General features: G+C 67.1%; 18 protein-coding genes. 15 read left to right on the forward strand and 3 right to left on the reverse strand.

Annotated elements, in window-relative coordinates:
- Positions 1–148 precede the first annotated feature (148 nt).
- The 6 genes from BLO63_RS08935 (at position 149) to BLO63_RS08960 (ending at position 6,700) form a co-directional block, all read left to right on the forward strand.
- Positions 149–1,018 (forward strand): nitrilase family protein, encoded by an 870-nt coding sequence (locus tag BLO63_RS08935; protein ID WP_091439287.1) that lies wholly within the window; start codon positions 149–151, stop codon positions 1,016–1,018.
- Positions 1,019–1,096: 78 nt separating this feature from the next.
- On the forward strand, positions 1,097–2,233 hold the full coding sequence (locus BLO63_RS08940; protein ID WP_091440381.1) for a substrate-binding protein: 1,137 nt from the start codon (positions 1,097–1,099) through the stop codon (positions 2,231–2,233).
- A 371-nt stretch (positions 2,234–2,604) separates the two neighbouring features.
- Entirely contained in the window at positions 2,605–3,441 is an 837-nt protein-coding gene (locus BLO63_RS08945; RefSeq protein ID WP_091439289.1) for a branched-chain amino acid ABC transporter permease, read from the forward strand.
- Complete coding sequence (locus BLO63_RS08950; protein WP_091439292.1) at positions 3,434–5,263, forward strand: ABC transporter permease subunit; 1,830 nt, start codon at positions 3,434–3,436, stop codon at positions 5,261–5,263. The genes BLO63_RS08945 and BLO63_RS08950 overlap by 8 nt, the downstream gene beginning before the upstream one ends.
- The gene (locus tag BLO63_RS08955) at positions 5,260–5,958 is read left to right on the forward strand and encodes an ABC transporter ATP-binding protein (protein WP_091439294.1); all 699 of its coding nucleotides are present in this window, start codon (positions 5,260–5,262) and stop codon (positions 5,956–5,958) included. Before BLO63_RS08950 ends, BLO63_RS08955 begins: the two co-directional genes overlap by 4 nt.
- A gap of 10 nt (positions 5,959–5,968) precedes the next feature.
- Positions 5,969–6,700 (forward strand): DUF1028 domain-containing protein, encoded by a 732-nt coding sequence (locus BLO63_RS08960; RefSeq protein ID WP_091439296.1) that lies wholly within the window; start codon positions 5,969–5,971, stop codon positions 6,698–6,700.
- A 79-nt stretch (positions 6,701–6,779) separates the two neighbouring features.
- Here BLO63_RS08960 and BLO63_RS08965 read toward each other — a convergent pair whose 3' ends face one another.
- The 3 genes from BLO63_RS08965 to BLO63_RS08975 form a co-directional block, all read right to left on the reverse strand.
- Positions 6,780–7,097: a hypothetical protein gene (locus BLO63_RS08965; RefSeq protein WP_091439299.1), complete on the reverse strand. Its 318-nt coding sequence runs from the start codon at positions 7,095–7,097 to the stop codon at positions 6,780–6,782.
- Positions 7,098–7,359: 262 nt separating this feature from the next.
- The gene (gene betC / locus BLO63_RS08970; RefSeq protein ID WP_091439300.1) at positions 7,360–8,874 is read right to left on the reverse strand and encodes a choline-sulfatase; all 1,515 of its coding nucleotides are present in this window, start codon (positions 8,872–8,874) and stop codon (positions 7,360–7,362) included.
- Positions 8,875–8,968: 94 nt separating this feature from the next.
- Positions 8,969–9,913 carry a choline ABC transporter substrate-binding protein gene (locus BLO63_RS08975; protein ID WP_091439303.1) on the reverse strand — a complete coding sequence of 315 codons (945 nt, stop codon included), beginning with the start codon at positions 9,911–9,913 and terminating at the stop codon, positions 8,969–8,971.
- A gap of 149 nt (positions 9,914–10,062) precedes the next feature.
- Here BLO63_RS08975 and BLO63_RS08980 point away from each other — a divergent pair, with 149 nt between their 5' ends.
- The 9 genes from BLO63_RS08980 to BLO63_RS09020 all read left to right on the forward strand — a co-directional run bounded on the left by BLO63_RS08980 (position 10,063) and on the right by BLO63_RS09020 (position 19,182).
- On the forward strand, positions 10,063–10,992 hold the full coding sequence (locus BLO63_RS08980; RefSeq protein ID WP_091439305.1) for a LysR family transcriptional regulator: 930 nt from the start codon (positions 10,063–10,065) through the stop codon (positions 10,990–10,992).
- 208 nt (positions 10,993–11,200) lie between these two features.
- Positions 11,201–12,349: a transporter substrate-binding domain-containing protein gene (locus BLO63_RS08985; protein WP_091439307.1), complete on the forward strand. Its 1,149-nt coding sequence runs from the start codon at positions 11,201–11,203 to the stop codon at positions 12,347–12,349.
- Positions 12,349–13,005 (forward strand): ANTAR domain-containing response regulator, encoded by a 657-nt coding sequence (locus BLO63_RS08990; protein WP_091439311.1) that lies wholly within the window; start codon positions 12,349–12,351, stop codon positions 13,003–13,005. Before BLO63_RS08985 ends, BLO63_RS08990 begins: the two co-directional genes overlap by 1 nt.
- A 19-nt stretch (positions 13,006–13,024) precedes the next feature.
- Positions 13,025–14,263, forward strand: a complete 1,239-nt coding sequence (locus tag BLO63_RS08995; RefSeq protein ID WP_091439313.1) for an urea ABC transporter substrate-binding protein — start codon at positions 13,025–13,027, stop codon at positions 14,261–14,263.
- A 465-nt stretch (positions 14,264–14,728) separates the two neighbouring features.
- On the forward strand, positions 14,729–15,601 hold the full coding sequence (locus BLO63_RS09000) for an ABC transporter permease subunit (protein ID WP_091439316.1): 873 nt from the start codon (positions 14,729–14,731) through the stop codon (positions 15,599–15,601).
- A gap of 21 nt (positions 15,602–15,622) precedes the next feature.
- On the forward strand, positions 15,623–16,687 hold the full coding sequence (locus BLO63_RS09005) for a branched-chain amino acid ABC transporter permease (protein WP_091439319.1): 1,065 nt from the start codon (positions 15,623–15,625) through the stop codon (positions 16,685–16,687).
- Positions 16,687–17,454: an ABC transporter ATP-binding protein gene (locus tag BLO63_RS09010; RefSeq protein WP_091439321.1), complete on the forward strand. Its 768-nt coding sequence runs from the start codon at positions 16,687–16,689 to the stop codon at positions 17,452–17,454. Before BLO63_RS09005 ends, BLO63_RS09010 begins: the two co-directional genes overlap by 1 nt.
- Complete coding sequence (locus BLO63_RS09015) at positions 17,447–18,160, forward strand: ABC transporter ATP-binding protein (protein WP_091439323.1); 714 nt, start codon at positions 17,447–17,449, stop codon at positions 18,158–18,160. The genes BLO63_RS09010 and BLO63_RS09015 overlap by 8 nt, the downstream gene beginning before the upstream one ends.
- Positions 18,161–18,189: 29 nt before the next feature.
- Positions 18,190–19,182, forward strand: coding sequence for an acetamidase/formamidase family protein (locus BLO63_RS09020; protein WP_091439325.1), 993 nt, complete (start codon positions 18,190–18,192; stop codon positions 19,180–19,182).
- The last annotated feature ends 114 nt before the right edge of the window (positions 19,183–19,296 follow it).

Raw genomic sequence — 19,296 nt, forward strand, 5'->3', positions numbered from 1 at the left:
TCCATAGGTCCAACGCTTCGTGAGCGTGGCGGCAGCGTTGCCGCTCAACATCCAGGCTATGCAGCCCTCGATGGTGCCGAAAGGCACTGCCGGGGGCTTTTTGTTTTCACGCTGCGGACCGCCGCGGCGATCGCAGAGGTGTGCCTCCATGCCGGTCTCAAGCCTTGTCCGCGTCGCCTGCATCCAGATGGAGCCGCGCTTCGGCGACACCAGCGCCAATGTCGCCCACTCGCTTGGTCTCATCGCCCGCGCGGCCGATGACGGCGCCAGGCTGATCGTGCTGCCGGAGCTGGCCAATACCGGCTACGTGTTCGAGACCCGCGAGGAGGCCTTCGCGCTGGCCGAGACCATTCCGGACGGGCCGACCTGCCTGGCCTGGGCGAAGATCGCGGCCGAGCGCGGCCTGCACATCGTCGCCGGCATCACCGAGCGCGAGGGCACGGCGCTCTACAACAGCGCTGTGGTGATCGGGCCGGAGGGCCATATCGGCACCTATCGGAAGATGCATCTGTGGGGCAACGAGAACCTGTTCTTCGAGCCCGGCAATAACGGCTTCCCGGTGTTTCACACCGCGCTCGGGCGCATCGGCGTCGCCATCTGCTACGATGGCTGGTTCCCCGAGACCTACCGGCTGCAGGCGTTGCAGGGCGCGGACATTGTCTGCGTGCCCACCAACTGGGTGCCGATCCCCGGCCAGGCGGAAGGCCGCGAGGCGATGGCCAACATCCTCGCCATGGCCGCCGCCCATTCCAACTCGCTCTATATCGCCTGCGCCGACCGAATCGGCACCGAGCGCGGCCAGCCCTTCGAGGGCCAGAGCCTCATCGTCGGCTACACCGGCTGGCCCGAAGCCGGCCCCGCCAGCCGCACCGGCGAGGAAATCGTCTCGGCCGAGATCGACCTCGGCGCCGCCCGCCGGGCCCGCAACTGGAACGACTTCAACCAGGTGCTGCGCGACCGGCGCACCGATGTCTATGCCGAGATGCTCGGCTCCGACATTTCCCGGGGCTGGTACTGAGCCGGCCCCGCTCCGCCCTCCACCCCAACAAGAACCGCAACCTTCCGGAGAAAGCCTATGTCCCGTAGCTCCCTGCTGATGGCCGGCGTGTTCGCCGCCGGCCTGCTCGCCGGCCCGGCGCTCGCCGCCGACGACACCATCACCATCGGCATTCCCGTCGGCCTGTCCGGCGCCAATTCGGTGGTCGCCCCCTCCGTCGTCCAGTCCGCCGAGCTGGCGGTGGAAGAGATCAACGCCAAGGGCGGCATCCTCGGCAAGAAGGTGGTGCTGGAAGTCGCCGACGACGCCTCCGGCGCGGCCGGCGCGCAGAAGGCCTTCGATTCGCTGATCTTCCAGAAGAAGGTCGACGCGCTGATCTCGATGGAGACCTCGGCCGCCCGCAATGCCGGCCTGCCGATCGTCAATCGCGGCAAGGTGCCCTACATCTACACCTCGTTCTATGAGGGCCGCTCCTGCAGCCCCTACATGTATGTGAACGCCTGGGTGCCCGACCAGCAGGTCGCCCCGATCGTCGACTTCTTCAACAAGGAAGGCGCCAAGACCTACTTCCTGATCGGCTCGGACTACGCCTTCGGCCGCGGCATGCTCGCCTTCACCAAGGAATATATCGAGAAGACCGGCGGCAAGATCGTCGGCGACGAATACGCGCCGATGGACGCTACCGACTGGACCGCCATCCTCTCCAAGGTGAAGGCCGCCAACCCGGACGCCATCATCACCTCCACCGCCGGCGGCGCGCCGAACGTGACCCTGACCAAGCAGCTGCGCGCGGCGGGCATCAAGTCGCTCTATGGCAACCTGGCCGTGGATGAAGGCACCGCCAAGTCGATGGGCCCGGATGCCGAGGGCATCTACATCGCCGGCTCCTACTTCACCAATATCGACACCCCCGCCAACAAGGCCTTCCTCGCCGCGATGGAGAAGAAGTTCGGCGCCGACCTGAAGACCCCGAACGACCTCTCCGTGCCGGAATATGAGGCCGTCTACGCCTACAAGGCCGCGGTGGAGAAGGCCGGCACGACCGACGCCGCCAAGGTGATCCCGGCGCTGGCCGAGGTCGCGGTGGAAGGCCCGCGCGGCACCATCATCATGAACAAGCAGCGCCACGCGCCGCTGACCATGTATCTCGGCCAGGTGAAGGGCGACGGCTCGGTGAGCATCATCTCCACCTTCAAGGACGTCGATCCCGGCGAGCAGTGCCCGAAGCTGAAGTGAGCCCATCCGCGTGAACCACCCGCCTCTCGCCATCGCGACGAGGCGAGTGCGACGTGCGGGGTGAGCGGCGGCGGCTTTCGTGCCCGCCCGCCAATGCCCCTCGCCCCCTCCCCGCCGGGAGAGGGGCGCCCACTTCTCCGCGCGGCCCGATCCTTGCTGCGCGGCTCCCACCCTCCTCGTGAGGCGACCGGCACCGCCGGGCTTTGAGGGATACGCGTCCCCGACGCGCGCCTCTGTACCGGCATCCTTCGCGGCGCGCGGAGCCTGTCCTCGGGCTTGCCAGAGGCAAGACCCGTGGGCGCGCACCTCAGGATGACGTGTCCTCGGATTCACTTACCGACCCGCCGTGCCTCAAACCCAAGGACTTCCGCATGATCGGCCAGATGCTGGACATCGTGACCACCGCCGCCATCCTCTATGCGGTCGCGACCGGGCTGCTGCTCGTGTTCGGCGTCATGAAGATCATCAATTTCGCCCATGGGGGGCTGATGACGCTGGGCGGCTATGCCGCGCTCCTCACCACCCAGGCCGGGCTGAACCCCTGGCTGGCCATTCCCGCCGCCGCGCTGTTCGGCGGCGTGGTCGGCATGGCGATCGAACGCTTCGTCGTCCGCCCGCTCTATAACCGTCCGCTCGACGCCATCCTCGCCACCTGGGGCCTGTCGATCATCATCGGCCAGCTCATCACCATCGCCTTCGGCCGTGGGGTTCAGTTCGCGCAATCGCCGCTCAACGGCACGCTGGACCTGTGGGGCGAGAGCTATTCCGCCTACCGCCTCGCTCTGGTCGGCATCGCCGCCGTGCTCGGCATCGGCCTCACCGCGCTGCTTCAGGGCACGCGGCTGGGGCTGGAGACGCGGGCGGTGATCATGAACGAGGATCTGGCGCGCGGGCTCGGCATCAATAGCGGGCTGGTGCGCTTTCTCACCTTCACCCTCGGCTCGGCGCTGGCGGGCGTGGCCGGTGCACTCATCACCCCGCTGTCGAGCGTCGACCCGGCCATGGGCGTGCCCTGGCTGGTCAACGCCTTCATGCTGGTGCTGGTGTCAGGCGCCTCGCTGGTCAGCCTGCTGTTCGCCTGCCTGGTGCTGGGCGGGGCGCAGGTGCTGGTCGCCACCCATTTCAGCCCGGTTCTCGGAGGTCTCACCATCGCCGTGCTCGCCGCCATCATCCTGCGCATCCGTCCTCAGGGGTTCGCCCGTGACTGAAGCGCGCCGCCTTTCCCTCATCCTCGTCGTCGCCCTGCTCGCACTCGCGGCGATCTTCGCCGGGCCCTATGTGCTCGACACCTATTCGGTCAACGTGCTCACCCGCTCGCTGCTCTATGCGGCGGTGGCGCTGACGGTGGACCTGCTCTGGGGCTTTCTCGGCATCCTCACCTTCGGCCAGTCGGTGTTCTTCGCCTGCGGCGCCTATGCGGCCGGCCTCGTCTCCACCCATATGGACTTCTCCACCTCCAACGCCTTCCTGGCGCTGGGGCTGGGCGTCGGCGGCGCGCTGCTGGTCGCCGCCATCGTCGGCTGGCTCGCCTTCTGGCACGGCGCCTCGGCGCTCTATGCCTCGGTCATCACGCTGGTGCTGCCGATCGTGGCGACGCAGCTGCTCTACTCGGGGGGCACCTTCACCGGCTCGTCGAGCGGCCTCTCCGGCTTCATGAGCTTCGACCTGTCGATGGAAGCCTGGTTCTGGCTCTCGGGCAGCTTTCTCGTGGGAGTGACGACGCTCGCCTATATCTTCGTCAAGAGCGATGCCGGCCGCCTGCTGGTGGCGGTGCGCGAGAATGAGCAGCGCTGCAAATATCTCGGCCTCGATACCTCGCGGCTGAAGATCCTGGTCTATCTCGCCTGCGCCGCCATCGCCGCCATCGCCGGCTATATCTATGCCGGCTATGCCATGGTGGTGGCGCCGGAACTCGCCGGCTTCGTCTTCGGCACCGAGCTGGTGATCTGGACCGCGCTCGGCGGGCGCGGCACGCTGCTCGGCCCGGTGTTCGGGGCACTGATCGTCGACTATGAGAGCGCCCAGCTCGCCGGCGATTATCCCTTCGTCTGGCAGCTCATCATCGGCACGCTGTTCGTGCTTGTCATCGTCGCCTTCCCGCGTGGCCTGCTGCCTGTGGTGTTCGATGTGCCGCGCAAGCTGCTCGGACTCCTCCGCCCGCGCCCCACCACGCCGGCGACATCGGTGACGCTCTCCACCCTCGATCCCGCCGACGCCCAGGGCGTCGAGCCGGGTGAGGGGGCGGCGCTCATGGTGGCCGGCGTGGTCAAGCGCTTCGGCAGCCTCACCGTGCTGGAGGGCATCGATTTCGAGGCGAGAGCCGGCGAACTGGTCAGCCTTGTCGGCCCCAATGGCGCCGGCAAGACCACGCTGATGCGCTGCATCGCCGATGGCGCCGAGCGCACCTCCGGCTCCATCCACGTCAATGGCTACGACATCGGCCGCAAGCCGCCGGAGGCCTGCGTCGCGCTCGGCGTCGGCCGCAAGTTCCAGATGGCCAATGTGTTCGAGACGCTGACCGTCGCGCAATGCCTGCAGATCGCCCGCGTCCGCCATGACCGTCCCTCGGTCTGGCGCCGCGCGCAGGACCTGCAGCTGCCGCAAGCGGCGATGCATGTGCTGGCCACCACCGGGCTGGACAAGCAGCTGTCCACCCCGGCGCATCTGCTCTCGCACGGCATGAAGCAGGCGCTGGAACTCTCCATGGTGCTGGCGCTGGAGCCGCGCGTGCTGCTGCTGGACGAGCCGACCGCCGGCCTCACCAAGACCGAGCGGATGCAGATCGGCGCCATCCTGATCGACCTCGCGAAGAAGCAGGGCCTGTGCGTGCTGCTGGTCGAGCATGATCTCGACTTCGTGCGCGAGATTTCCTCGCGCGTCATCGTGCTGCACCAGGGCCGCATCGTGCTGGACGGCTCGGTGGAGGAGGTGGTGGCCTCCGAGCTGGTCAAGCAGGTTTATGCCGGCTCCGGCCATGCCGGAATCGATCACGAGACGGCCCCCTCCCCGAGCCAGGAGATGCCGGCATGAACGCCCTCTCGGTCGACAATCTCTCCAGCGGCTATGCCGGCGCGGTGGTGCTGCGCGAGGTCAGCCTGTCCCTCGCACCGGGCGAAATCCTCGCCGTGCTGGGCAAGAACGGCATGGGCAAGTCCACCCTGCTGAAAGCGGTGATGGGCTTCCTGCCGAAGATGACCGGCACGGTGGCCATATCCGGCAGCGAGGCAACAAAGCTCTCCCCGCACCGCGTGGCGCGGCTGGGGGTGGGCTATGTCGCGCAGGAAAAGGCGCTGTTCCAGGATATGAGCGTGGAGGAAAACCTGCGCCTCGCCGTGCGGCGCCCGGATTTTGAAGCCGCGCTGGCCGAGGTGGAAGCCTCCTTCCCCTTCCTGCTGCAGCGCCTCAAGCAGCGCGCCGGCACGCTGTCCGGCGGCGAGCAGAAAATGCTGCTCATGGCCCGCTCGCTGGCGACGGGGGCGAAGCTGCTGCTGATCGACGAGATCACCGAGGGGCTTCAGCCCTCCGTCATCGACCGGCTGGCCGGGGTCATCCGCAGCGCCCGCGACCGGCACGGCACCACCATGCTCCTGGTCGAGCAGCATCTGCCCTTCGCGCTCGCCGTGGCCGATCGCTGGGCGGTGCTGGACCGCGGCGAGATCGCCGAGACCGGCGCCACCTCCGAGCCGGAGTCCCGCGCGCGGGTGCTGAAACACTTAAGCGTGTGAGGAACCCGGCATGACCTTCTCCATCGTCGCCCGCTGCCCCGCCTCCGGCCTGCTCGGCGTCGCGGTGGCGACCGCCGTGCCGGCGGTGGGCTCCATGTGCCCGTTCACCCGGGCAAAAGTGGGCGCCGCCTCCACCCAGTCCTGGGTGAACCCCTATCTGGCGCTCGGCGTGCTCGACGCCATCGCCGGCGGGCACGGCGCCCGCGCCGCGCTTGAGGGCGCGTTGGCGGCGGACGCCGCGCGCGAGCTGCGCCAGATCGGGGTGGTGGATCACGCGGGCGAAGCGGCCGCCTTCACCGGCGCGCAGTGCACGCCCTGGTGCGGGCAGGAGATCGGCGACGGTTTTGCCGTGCAGGGCAACATGCTCACCGGACCCGAGGTGATCGACGCCATGGCGAGCGCCTTCCGCGCCAGCGCGGGGCAGAGGCTCGACGAGCGTCTGATGCGGGCAATGGAAGCGGGCGATCGGGCCGGCGGCGACAAGCGCGGCCGGCAATCGGCCAGCCTGCGGGTGCAGGGCGCGGAGGATTATTGCGCCCTCGATCTGCGCGTTGACGAGCATCCCCAGCCCGTCACCGAGCTGCGCCGGGTGCTGGAGATCGCCCGGCTGCAACTCGTGCCGTTCGTCGAGGGCATGCCCCGGCGCGGGGTCAAGGCCGGCCCGGCGCCGGAATCCGTTACCTCAATGCTTGCGCTCGCCCCGCCGGAACGGCCGGGCGGCGGCGGCAGCGGGCCGGGCTGAATCGGCGGCCACGAAAAATGGCGGCCCCTTGCGGGACCGCCACTCTTTTTCAACGCACGCCCTCGGAAGAGGGCCGCACTCATCGGGTGCTGCGGGCGTTCTGCTCGATCTGGTTGGCGATATAGGGCTCGACGCCCTGGGTGTTCGGGCCGTACATGCCGCCGGCATTGCGGCCGTCATACATGGTGGCGGCGTTGCGCCCCTCATACATGGTGCCGTGGCCCTGCTGCGACCAACCCTGATGGCTCGACGCGCCATAATTCTGGGTCTGCTGGGTGCCCGGCGCCCAGCCGGAATTGCTGCCAATGACCGGACGGTTGGTGTCGGCCAGGGCCGGGCCGACAAACGCAGCCGCGAGAACAGCACCCAGCATGGGGATGGAAACGGTCTTCTTCATAATCAACATCCTTTGAACAGAGCGACCCTTCGGCACGTTCGTCAGCGCACAACAGCGTCGCATTGCTTGTTTCAACTCTCATTCACCTCGCCACAGCAAACCTGCGCAGCCGGTGAATCTGCCGGGACAACGTGCGTCCTTCGCCATTGTTTCCACTCGACGCGCGGTTCCAGATCGCAATAGCGTGATGCGCCGCACCTCATCTGCGCCGCGGCGCAGCACGATCGCGGGTTCGGGCCGTTGTCGGGGAAAGACGCGGGCGCTATTCGCCGCGCGGAAAGCGCTGACCGTCTTCCAGCACGTTGAGGTCCATGTGGTTGCGCATATAGCGCTCCGAGGCCTTTTGCAGCGGCTGGAAATCCCAGGGGTAATAGGCGCCGTTGCGCAGCGCCTCATACACTACATGCCGCCGCGCCTGGCTGGCGCGCACCTCGGCGTCGAAGCGGGCGAGGTCCCAGCGGGCGTTCATCGCCGCGCTCATAGCGGCCATCACTCCGGCACAGGCCGGGTCCGCCGCGCGGTTGACCAATTCCTGCGGGTCCTCGTCGAGATGGGTGAGGATCGGCGGGTCGAGGTCGCACAGGATCAGCTTCCACGGCCCGTCGCGCAAAGCGACCAGCGGGGCATAGGAGCCTTCCGCCGCATATTCCATCGGCACCGGCGAGCGCTCCCCCTCCCCCCGCGCCGGCGCGACGAGGCTCTCGCCATCGGTCCAGGGCAGCACCCCGGCGAGATCAAGCCCGACCAACTCAGCCAGAGTGGGCAGCACGTCGAGGGTCGAGGCGGCGCGGTCGATCCGCCCGGCGGGAAGCCCGGGCGCGGCAAACATCAGCGGCACCCGGGCCGAGCCTTCGAGGAAGTTCATCTTGAACCACAGGCCGCGCTCGCCCAGCATGTCGCCATGGTCGGAGACGAAGACGATGAGCGTGTCGTCACTTAGCCGGCAACGCTCCAGCACGTCGAGCAGTTCGCCGATCTTCTCGTCAATATAGGAGATGTTGGCGAAATAGGCCCGGCGCGAGCGGCGCACATCCTCGGGTGTGACCGGGCTGGCGGCATGGTCGCTCGCCAGCATCAGGCGCTGCGCGTGCGGGTCCTGCTCGTCAAAGGGAATGGGCGGCACCACAGGGTCCAGCGCCGGGCAGTCCTCATAGAGGTCCCAGAAGCGCTTGCGGGCGACATAGGGGTCGTGTGGATGGGTGAAACTCACCGTGAGGCACCAGGGGCGGGTGTCATGGCCACGCGCGAGGTCATAGAGCTTGCGGGCAGCGTGATAGGCCACCTCGTCATCATATTCGAGCTGGTTGGTGATCTCCGCCACCCCGGCGCCGGTGACGGAGCCCAGATTATGGTACCACCAGTCGATGCGCTCGCCCGGCTTGGTGTAATCGGGCGTCCAGCCGAAATCGGCGGGGTAGATGTCGGTGGTCAGCCGCTCCTCATAGCCGTGCAGCTGGTCCGGCCCGACAAAATGCATCTTGCCCGACAGCGCCGTGTGATAGCCGGCGCGGCGCAGATGATGGGCGAAGGTCGGGATATCAGAGGTGAACTCGGCGGCATTGTCATAGACCCGCGTGCGGCTCGGCAATTGCCCGGACATGAAGGAGGCCCGCGCCGGCGCGCAGAGTGGGCTCGCCGTATAGGTGTTGGCAAAGCGCGCGGAGCGGGCCGCCAGCGCCTTCAGATGCGGCGCGTGCAGGAACTCGGCCGGGCCATCGGGGAACAGCGTCCCGTTCAGCTGGTCGACCATCAGGATGAGAATGTTCGGGCGCGTCATGGCACGTTCCAGGCGGCAGGCCGATTGTGGACGGGACGGTGGGCGCAAGCAGGGCGCAGGCCGGCAGCGGGCGCCACCGGCCTCCCCACAGGGGTCACAGACCGAGCGAGGCCTTCACCGCCGGCAGGCCGGGTTTGCCGTCAAAGGTGGTCACGCCGTCGAGCCAGGGGCCGAGCGCGGCCGGATTGGCCTTGATCCAGGCCTTGGCGGCAGCCTCGGGGGTCTGCCCGTCATCGAGGATCTTGCCCATCATGGCGTTCTCGGTCGCGAGGTCGAACTTCAGCTGCTTGAAGAAGGTCGCCGCGTTCGGGCACTCGGTCGCCCAGCCCGCGCGGGCGAGGGTCCGCACATCGGCGCCGCCGAAATCAGCGCCGAAATAGGCATCACCACCGGAGAGATAGGTGAGGTCGAAGGTCTCGTTCATCGGGTGCGGCGCCCAGGCGAGGAAGACGATCCAGTCCTTGCCGTTCTGCGAGCGCTTCACCTGCGCCAGCATGGCCTGCTCGCCCGATTCCACCACCTTCCAGCCCTTCAGGCCGAAATCATTGGCCTCGATCATCTTCAACATGTTCTGGTTGGCCGGCGCGCCAGGCTCGATGCCGTAGATCTTGCTGTCGAACTTGTCGGCATGAGCCGCCAGGTCCTTGAAGTCCTTGACGCCGCCTTCCGCGACATAGGTCGGCACGGCGAGGGTGAACTTGGCGCCTTCGAGATTGGTGGCCAGCACGTCCACCGCCTTCGCCTCGTTCAGCGCGTCGATGAATTTCTGCTGCGCCGGCATCCAGTTGCCGAGGAAGACGTCAACATTGCCGTTCTTCATCGACTCATAGCCGATCGGCACCGAGAGCGTCTTCACGTCCTGGGTGTAGCCGAGGCCATCAAGCAGCACGCCGGCGATCGCATTGGTGGAGGTGATGTCGGTCCAGCCGGGGTCCGACATGCGGATGGTCTTGCAGGCGGGCGCGTCCGCCGCCGCAGCGGGGCCGGCGAGGAGAAGCAGCGAAAGGGCCGAAGCGGCCAGCACGGTACGGGTCATCATGAGACACCTCTGGAAGGGGATGAGACGCGCGAAATGTGCAAGGAGCCGCCTTGTGAGACCGGCCGCTTCCTTGCCTCCATCACATCAGGCGGTTAAATGCTTTGGCCTGTGAAGCCCGATATTTTCGATGAAAGACATAAGCTGGCTCTATGTCTGAACGCCAACTCGACCTTGGCTGGATTCGCGTGTTCGAGGCCGTCGGGCGGCTCGGCTCGATCACGGCGGCGGCCCGCGCGCTCGGCCTGTCGCAGCCGGCGGTGAGCTATGTGGTGCGCGAGCTGGAAACCCAGCTCGGCACGCCGCTTCTCGTGCGCGGCCATCGCGGCAGCGCGCTCACCCCAGCGGGGGAGCTGCTGCACCGCGCCGCCCGGGCGGCGGCCGGCGAGATCGACACGGCCGCCCGCGCGGTGCGGCGCCTCAGCCGGCGCCCGGTGGTGCGGCTGTTCACCGATTATGGTTTCGCCTCGTTCTGGATGATGCCGCGCGTCGCCGCCTTCCGGCAGGTGCACCCGGAGACCGACGTGCACATCATCGCCTCCGCCGGCGCGGATCACGGCCTCGACGGGGCGGAGGATGTCGCCGTGCTGTTCGGCGCCCGGCGGGACTTTCCGCCCGAGAGCGTGCAGCTGGTCGAGGAACGGATCTGGCCGGTGTGCAGCCCCGCCTTTGCCGCCCGCCACGGCCTCGGGCAGGAGCCGGCGCGGATCGGCAATCTCCCCCTGCTGCATCTGGAAAGCACGCCGCATCCGCGCTGGTTCGGCTGGAGCGACTGGTTCGCCGCCATGGGGCTGGCACGCGGGCCGGCGGCGAGCGATCTCAGCCTCAACACCTATGGCCTGGTCGTGCAGGCGGCGATGGCCGACCAGGGCGTGGCGCTGGGCTGGGCCGGGCTGATCGACGGGGCGCTGGCCGACGGCACGCTGGTGGCGATCGGCCCGTCGCTGGCGCGCCGTGAAACCGGCTACTGGCTGGCGCCGGGCGCCACCCTGTCGGAGCCGGCGCGCGATCTCATCGCCTGGATTCTCGGCGAGGCGCGCGCGGGCTCCACAGGCCTGCCCGCGCATGAAAAAGGTTCTTGACAAGAAGGTAACTTCACGCGAGCCTAGAAAACGAGCGACGGGCAAAGCTGCCCATTGTCGCGGCACTTTCGGTGAACATTTCCAACGACGGCGTTTTCACGCTGCTGGTTGGTGGCAACGACGCCCACGGCCTGACGGCCGGCGGGCGTTTTTTGTTTTGGGCTTCGGCCCGGGATCGTTTGGGCCTCAGGCCCGGTTGGAGCAAGGCGTGTCGAAAACCGTCCGCATAGGCGTCATGTTCTCGACGACGGGGCCGTACAGCGTGGTCGCGCGGTCGATGCTGAACGGCGCCCTGCTGGCGGTGGCCGAGCGCCCGGCGCCCGGCCTTACCATCGAGCCTGTCGTGGTCAATCCCGGTGGCGAGCTTCCCCGCTACGCCGCGCTGAGCCGCGACCTGCTGCATGACGGCATCCGCCATGTGGTGGGCTGCTACACCTCGTCCAGCCGCAAGGAAGTGATTCCCTGCTTCGAGAAGCATGACGGCCTGCTCTGGTATCCTTCCCATTATGAGGGCTTCGAGAGCTCCAACAATGTCATCTATACCGGCGCCTCGCCGAACCAGCATGTGCTGCCGCTCGTCGACCACGCGCTGGCGACGCTCGGCTCCTCCGCCTTCTGCGTCGGCTCCAATTATATCTGGGCCTGGGAGAACACCCGTATCTTCCGCGAGGCGATGACCGCGCGCGGCGCCCGGGTGCTGGCCGAGCGCTATGTGCCGGTGGGCGACACCGAGATCGACCAGGTGGTCGAGGCGATCCTGGAGGCGCGGCCGGCCTTCGTGTTCAACAACCTGATCGGCACCAGCAATTACGCCTTCTTCCGCGCCTTCCGCGCCGCCTGCGCCGCGCGCGGCATCGACCAGCGCAAAACCTTCCCGGTGGTCAGTTGCACCCTCTCCGAGCCGGAGCTGGAGGAGATCGGCCAGGAGGCGGTGGACGGTCATCTTTCCTCCTCGGTCTATTTCTCCTCGCTCGCCTCCCCCGCCAACGCCGCCTTCACCCGCTTCTATGGCGAGACCTTCCCCGAGGGCCCCACCAGCTCGGCCGATGCGGAAGCCTCCTATATCGCGATGAAGCTGCTGATCCTGTCGCTGGCCGAGGCGGGGACCGATGATGTGGAGGCGGTGAAGGAAGCCGCCACCCGCCAGCATCTGCTCGCCCCGCAGGGCGAGGTGCGGATCGACCCGCAGACCCTGCACGCCTATCTCACGCCACGAATCGGGATTTCAAATGCGCAGGCCCGCTTCGACATTCTCGTCGAAGCGCCCGGCCCGGTGCGCCCGGACCCCTATCTCGTCCAATCCTCGCCGCGCTATGCGGTCGCTGCCCGCAACTCTTCACTGAGAGTGGTAAAGTGATGGCACCTCGGCTGCTGCAGAACTTCAATGGCGGGCGGGCGCACATCGTCACGTCCAGCCTCACCGCGGTGGAAGCGCTGGAAAAGACGCTCGGCAAGCTCGGCGTCGCCACCGTCTATCCCGCGCTGGTCGACGGGCGGGCGCAGATCGACCTCGCGAGCCTGCAGCCCGAGCGCGACATCCTGTTCATCGATGGCGATCTCGACAACCCGGTGGCGCTCGACATCGACGCCGGCGCCCATCATCCCCCAGTGCCGGTGATCGGCCTTGTCGGCGTGGAAGCGCCGAGCCGGCTGAAGCACCTGATCCAGCTGGGCGCCTCGGCGTTCCTGCGGAAGCCCGTGCAGGGCGGCGCAGTCTACACCGCGCTGTTCCTCGGCATCAACCAGTTCCTGTTGCGCGGCGACCTTCGGGCGCGGCTCGACGACATGGATCGCCGCCGGCGGGGACGCCGCGCGGTGGTGAAGTCCATCATCGCCCGCATGTCCGAGGCGGGCGTCGATGACGACGAGGCCTATGAATGGCTTCGGCGCGAAAGCATGCGCTCGCGGCAGACCCTTGAGGCCTATTGCGAGGCGTTCCTGACGGCGAGGGCTGGCCCCCTCGATGAACCGATGCAGCTCCGTCCGGCGGAGTCACGCGCGGAAAGAAGATAACCTTTCACAGGAGAAGAAAATGAACGGGAAGACCATGCGGGGGCTGCGTGCCGCAGCCCTCACGGGGACGCTTTTGCTCAGCGTCGCAAATGCTTTCGCCGCCGATCCGATCAAGCTCGGCGTGCTTGAAGACCAGTCCGGCGACTTCGCCGCCGCGACCATCGGCAAGGTGCACGCCATCCAGCTCGCCGCCGAGGAGATCAACAAGGCCGGCGGCATTGATGGCCGCCCGCTGGAACTGGTGATCTACGACACCCAGTCCGACAACACCCGCTACCAGGAATTCATGCGCCGCGTGCTGCAGCGCGACAAGGTCGACGCGGTCTTCGCCGGCTTCTCCTCCGCCTCGCGCGAGGCCTACCGCCCGATCGTCAACCAGTTCGACGGCCTCGCCTTCTACAACAACCAGTATGAAGGCGGCGTCTGCGACGCCAACATGATCGTCACCGGCGCGGTGCCCGAGCAGCAGTTCTCGACCCTCATCCCGTGGATGATGGAAAAGTACGGCAAGAAGGTCTACACGCTCGCCGCCGACTATAATTTCGGCCAGATCTCGGCCGAATGGGTGCGCAACATCGTCAAGGAGAATGGCGGCGAAATGGTCGGCGAGGATTTCATCCCGCTCGGCGTGTCGCAGTTCTCGCAGAACATCCAGAACATCCAGAAGGCCAAGCCCGATTTCGTGGTGACGCTGCTGGTCGGCACCGCGCAGGCCTCCTATTACGAGCAGGCCGCCTCCGCCAACGTCAACCTGCCGATGGCCTCTTCGGTGAACGTCGGCCAGGGCTATGAGCACAAGCGCTTCAAGCCGCCATCGCTCAAGGACATGTACGTCACCACCAACTATATCGAGGAAATCGACACCCCGGCGTCGAAGGAATTCTTCGCCAAGTTCAAGGCCAAGTTCCCGGACGAGCCCTATGTGAACCAGGAAGCCGAGAACTCCTATCTCGCCGTCTATCTCTATAAGCAGATGGTGGAGCGGGCGAAGTCGACCAAGCGCGACGACCTGCGCAAGGAGATCGCCAAGGGCGATGTCTGCATGGACGCTCCCGAGGGCAAGGTCTGCCTCGACCCGAAGAGCCAGCACATGTCGCACACCATCTATCTCGCCAAGGTCGGCGAGGATCACTCCATCACCTTCCCGAAGGTGTGGGAGGACATCAAGCCGTACTGGCTGGGCGAAGCCGGCTGCGACCTGACCAAGAGCGACCCGAGCGCGCAGTACACGCCCTCCAACCCGCCGCCGAAGAACTGATCTGTCCCCATCTCTCCCCTCATGGCCGGGCTTGACCCGGCCACCCAGAATTCCTGCCTTCACCGGCACGAGGGCTGGATCCCCGGGTCAGGCCCGGGGATGAGGGGTAAGTGGATTTTCGGTCAGGCTTCCGGATGACGGCCCGATCGATCCGGGCCACCTCTCCCCGACGGGGAGAGCTAATAGAAAGCCCCATCCGGCTGCCGCCTTGTTCCCCTCGGCGGCACCCGAAGGCATCGCCCCGGCCCGCCCCCCCAGCTTTGGCCGGGGCGATCGCCTGATCTGCTCACCTGCCGTCCCCTCATCTCCGGGCTTGACCCGGGGACCCAGCTGTCCCGCTGGGTGAGGGGCCCCGGGATGCCATGAACGGCGTCATCCCGACCACCCATCCTTCGAGGCGCAGTTCCCGCGCGGCTCAGGATAAGGTTGTCCCCTCGAAGCGAATGATTAAGGGCCCCACCGCACATGGATGTCGGAACACTCGCCTTCTCCGCGCTCTACCAGTTCGGCGACGCCTTCGCCTTCCTGGTGCTGTCCGCCTGCGGCCTCGCCGTCATCTTCGGCATGATGGGCGTGATCAATCTGGCGCATGGCGAATTCATCATGTGCGGGGCCTATGTCACCGTCTCCGCCGCCCATGCCGGCGTGCCGCTGCCGCTCGCCATCCTGATCGGGGCGCTGGTTTCGGCGGCGGTCGGCGCGCTGGTGGAGATCCTCATCATCCGCCATCTCTATGACCGCCCGCTCGACACCATCGTCGCTACCTGGGGGCTCAGCCTCATCTTCACCCAGGGCACGCTGATCCTGCTCGGCTCCACCATGGCCGGCGTCGGCACGCCCTTCGGCAGCTTCACCGTCGGCGATTATTCCTATTCGCTCTACCGCCTCGTGCTGTGCGGCATGGCGGTCGTGGTGATCGCCGGGCTCTATGCGCTGTTCAACTGGACGCGCTTTGGCGTCATGGCCCGCGCCACCATCCAGGTGCCGCACATGGCGGCCGCGCTCGGCATCGACACCCGCCTCGTCTACAGCCTCACCTTCGCGCTGGGCGCGGGCCTTGCCGGGCTGGCGGGCGGGCTCTACGCCCCGACCATGACGCTGGTGCCGACCATGGGCACCACCTTCATCATGGAAGCCTTCGTCACCGTGGTGGTCGGCGGCGCCGATGTGTTCCTCGGCACCGCGCCGGCGGCGGCGGTGCTGGCCGTGGTCAAGGCGACCATGACCTCCTGGTACGGCCAGCTGGCCGGCCAGATCGGCCTGCTGATGGCCGTCATCATCGTCATCCGGGTGCTGCCGCGCGGCATCTCCGGCTTCCTCCTGCGCGAGCGGGCCTGATCCCGGACACGGAAAACTGACATGAACGCGCTCTCACGTTTCTTCGCCCGCCTCGAAGGCCCGCAGACGCTGGGCCGGGGGCCCGGCTTCTGGATCGGCTTCCTCATTGTGCTGGCCGGCGCCTGCGCCTACCCGCTGTTCTCCGACGGCTACACGGTCGGCAACACGGTGTACTTCTTCACCTGGATCTTCATGGCGCTCGGCCTCTCGCTCATCTGGGGCTATGGCGGCGCGCTGAGCTTCGGCCAGACGGCGTTCTTCGGCATTGCCGGCTATGCCTATGGCATCCTCACCATCAATTTCGGCGCCGCCTATGGCTTCACCTTCGTGGCGCTGCTGTTCGCGGTGGCGATCGCCGCGCTGTTCGCGGCGCTGCTCGGCTATTTCCTGTTCTTCGGCCGCATCTCCGGCGTGTTCCTCGGCATCGTGACGCTGTCAGTGACGCTGGTGCTGGAGCGCTTCATGGCGCAGACGGCGGGGCCGGAATGGAAGATCGGCGCCGCCCGGCTGAACGGCTTCAACGGCATGAGCAACATGCCCCCGCTCACCGTGCCCTGGCCCGGCGGCGACATCGTGCTGTTCCCGGATGTGCAGCTCTATTACGTCGTGCTCGGCATGCTGGTGCTGGTCTATCTCGGCCTGCGCATCCTGGTGAACTCGCCCTTCGGCAATGTGCTCGTCGCCATCCGTGAGAACCCGGAGCGGGCGGAAATGCTGGGCTACGACATCCGCAAATACCAGCTCGGCACCTTCGTCATCGGCGCCGCGCTCGCGGGGCTGTCGGGCGTGCTCTACACCAGCTGGGGCCAGTACATCACGCCCTCCTCCATGGGCATGACCGCCGCCGCCTTGCCCATCGTCTGGGTCGCGGTCGGCGGGCGCTCGGACCTCACCACGACGCTGGTCGGCACCATCACCGTGCTCGCCGTGTTCCAGGCGCTCACCATCCATGGCAGCCAGTACGCGCTTGTGGTGATGGGCATCATGCTGGTGCTGACCGTGCTGCTGGCGCCGCGCGGCCTCATCTATGCGCTGGCCCGGCTCATCGCCCGTCCCTTCTCCAAGCGGCAGCCGGGAGACGCCTGATGCCCATGCTCCAGACCCAGGGCCTCAACAAGCGCTTCGGCGGCCTGCACGTCACCAACAATGTCGACCTGACGCTTCAGGCCGGCGAGGTCCACTGCCTCATCGGCCCGAACGGCGCCGGCAAGTCGACCCTGTTCCGGCTGATCCTCGGCGAGCATCTGCCGAGCAGCGGCACCATCCTGTTCGGCGGCGAGGACATCACCAGCCTCAAGCCGTTCCAGCGCATCCGCCGGGGCATGAGCGTCAAGTTCCAGGTGCCCGGCATCTTCAAGGCGCTGAGCGTGCGGCAGAACCTGGAGATCGCGATGCAGCACCATTATGACCCCGCCGTGCTGGGCGAGGAGATCGACAAGCTGCTCGCCTTCCTCAACCTCACCGCCGATGCCACACGCCTCGCCGGCAATCTCTCGCACGGCCAGAAGCAGTGGCTGGAGATCGGCATGGCGATCAGCCTCAAGCCGCGCCTTTTGCTGCTCGACGAGCCCACCGCCGGCATGTCGCCGGAGGAAACCCATGCCACCGGCGAAATGGTCAAGCGCCTCAACGCGCAGGGCATGACCGTGCTGGCGGTGGAGCACGACATGGCCTTTGTCCGTCAGGTGGCGCAGCAGGTGACGGTGCTGCATCTGGGCAAGGTGTTCGCGCAAGGCTCGATCGACGAGATCGTCGCCAATGAGGACGTCGCCGCCATCTATCTCGGCCAGACCACGGCACACGAAACCGCTCACGAGACCGCCCACGCGACCACGGGAGCGCCCCATGCGTAAGGAAGTCATGCTCTCCACCCTCGGCCTGCGCGCCGGCTATGGCGGCAAGCCGGTGCTGCAGGGCCTCGACATCGAGGTGCGCCAGGGCGAGATCGTCGCCGTCATCGGCCGCAACGGCGTGGGCAAGTCCACGCTGATGAAGAGCCTGATCGGCCTGGTGCCGGCGATGGAAGGCTCGATCGTGTTCGGCGACCGGCCGGTCGAGCAGCTCTCCGCCTTCAGGCGGGCGCGGCTCGGCATCGGCTATGTGCCGCAGGGCCGCGACGTGTTCCCCCGCCTCACCGTCGGCGAGAACATCGCGGTCGGCGGCATGCGCGCGGGCCGCGTCAGCGAGGCCGACCGGGAGCGGGTGCTCGGCTATTTCCCCATCCTGCGCGAACGCTGGAGCCAGCGCGCCGGCACGCTGTCGGGCGGCCAGCAGCAGCAGCTCGCCATTGGCCGGGTGCTGGTGGCCAATCCGCAGCTCATCCTGCTCGACGAGCCCTCCGAGGGCATCCAGCCAAACATCGTGCAGGACATCGCCCGCATCATGGTGCAGCTCAACGCCGATACCGGCGTCACCGTCGTGCTGGTGGAGCAGAACATCGACATGATCCGGGCGATGGCCCAGCGCTGCTATGTCATGGACAAGGGCCGCGTCGTCGCCGAACTCACCCGCGAGGACCTCGCCGATGGCGAGGCGATGCGCCGCCATCTCGCCGTCTGATCGCACAGCCAGAAATCAAGGAGAACCCCATGTCCTGGCTCCAGAACTCCCTCATGGCACGCAAAGGCCTCGCCAAAGGCCAGGCGGGCGCCACCCACTCCCTCACCGAGGCGGAGCAGGGCAAGTACCACTATGTCTACGGCCCCTATGTCGATCCGGTGCTGCGGGTCGATCCCGGCGCGGTCGTGGCGGCGGAGACGCATGACGCCTTCGAGGGCGCGATCAAGAGCGAGACCGACAACCCGCTGGAGATCCTGAACTTCCCCTATCTCAATCCGCAGAACGGCCCGATCTTCGTCAATGGCGCGGAAAAGGGCGACACGCTCGCGGTCTACATCAAGAACATCGTCCCGCGCGGCCCGCAGCCGGTCGGCACCACGCTGATCATGCCGGATTTCGGCGGCCTGGTGCCGACCAAGGACACGGCGATGCTGAACGCGCCGCTGCCGGTCAAGGTGAAGAAGCTGCATGTCGATGCCGAAACCGGCACCAAGTGGAGCGACAAGATCACCCTGCCCTATGTGCCCTTCATCGGCACCATCGGCACCTCGCCGGAAATCGAGGCGATCACCTCGCTGCAGCCGGATTATTACGGCGGCAACATGGACCTGCCGGATGTCGGCATCGGCGCCGTCATCTATCTGCCCGTCAACATCGCCGGCGGCCTGCTCTATCTCGGCGACTGCCACGCCACCCAGGGCGATGGCGAATTGTGCGGCGTGGCGCTTGAACACCCCACCGTCACCACCATCCAGATCGACCTGATCAAGGGCTGGACCATCCACACGCCGCGGCTGGAGACGGAAGAGTTCATCATGTCCATCGGCTCGACCCGGCCGATGGAAGACGCCACCCGCATGGCCTATCGCGACCTCATCCGCTGGATGGCGTCCGATTACGGCTTCGACGAGATCGAGGCCTACATGCTGCTCACCCAGTGCGGCCGCGTGCGGCTCGGCAACATGGTGGACCCGAAATACACGATGGGCGCCTCGATCCTGAAGTCGTACCTCACGGCCTGAGCCAAGCCCCACTGATCATGGCCGGGACAGCCCCGGCCATGACGGCCTGACACCGACACACCCGCCATCCGAGCGACATTCCCGACCCCGCCGCCTGCACAGGCCGGGCGCCGA

The organism is Ancylobacter rudongensis (assembly GCF_900100155.1).
Lineage (GTDB): Bacteria > Pseudomonadota > Alphaproteobacteria > Rhizobiales > Xanthobacteraceae > Ancylobacter > Ancylobacter rudongensis.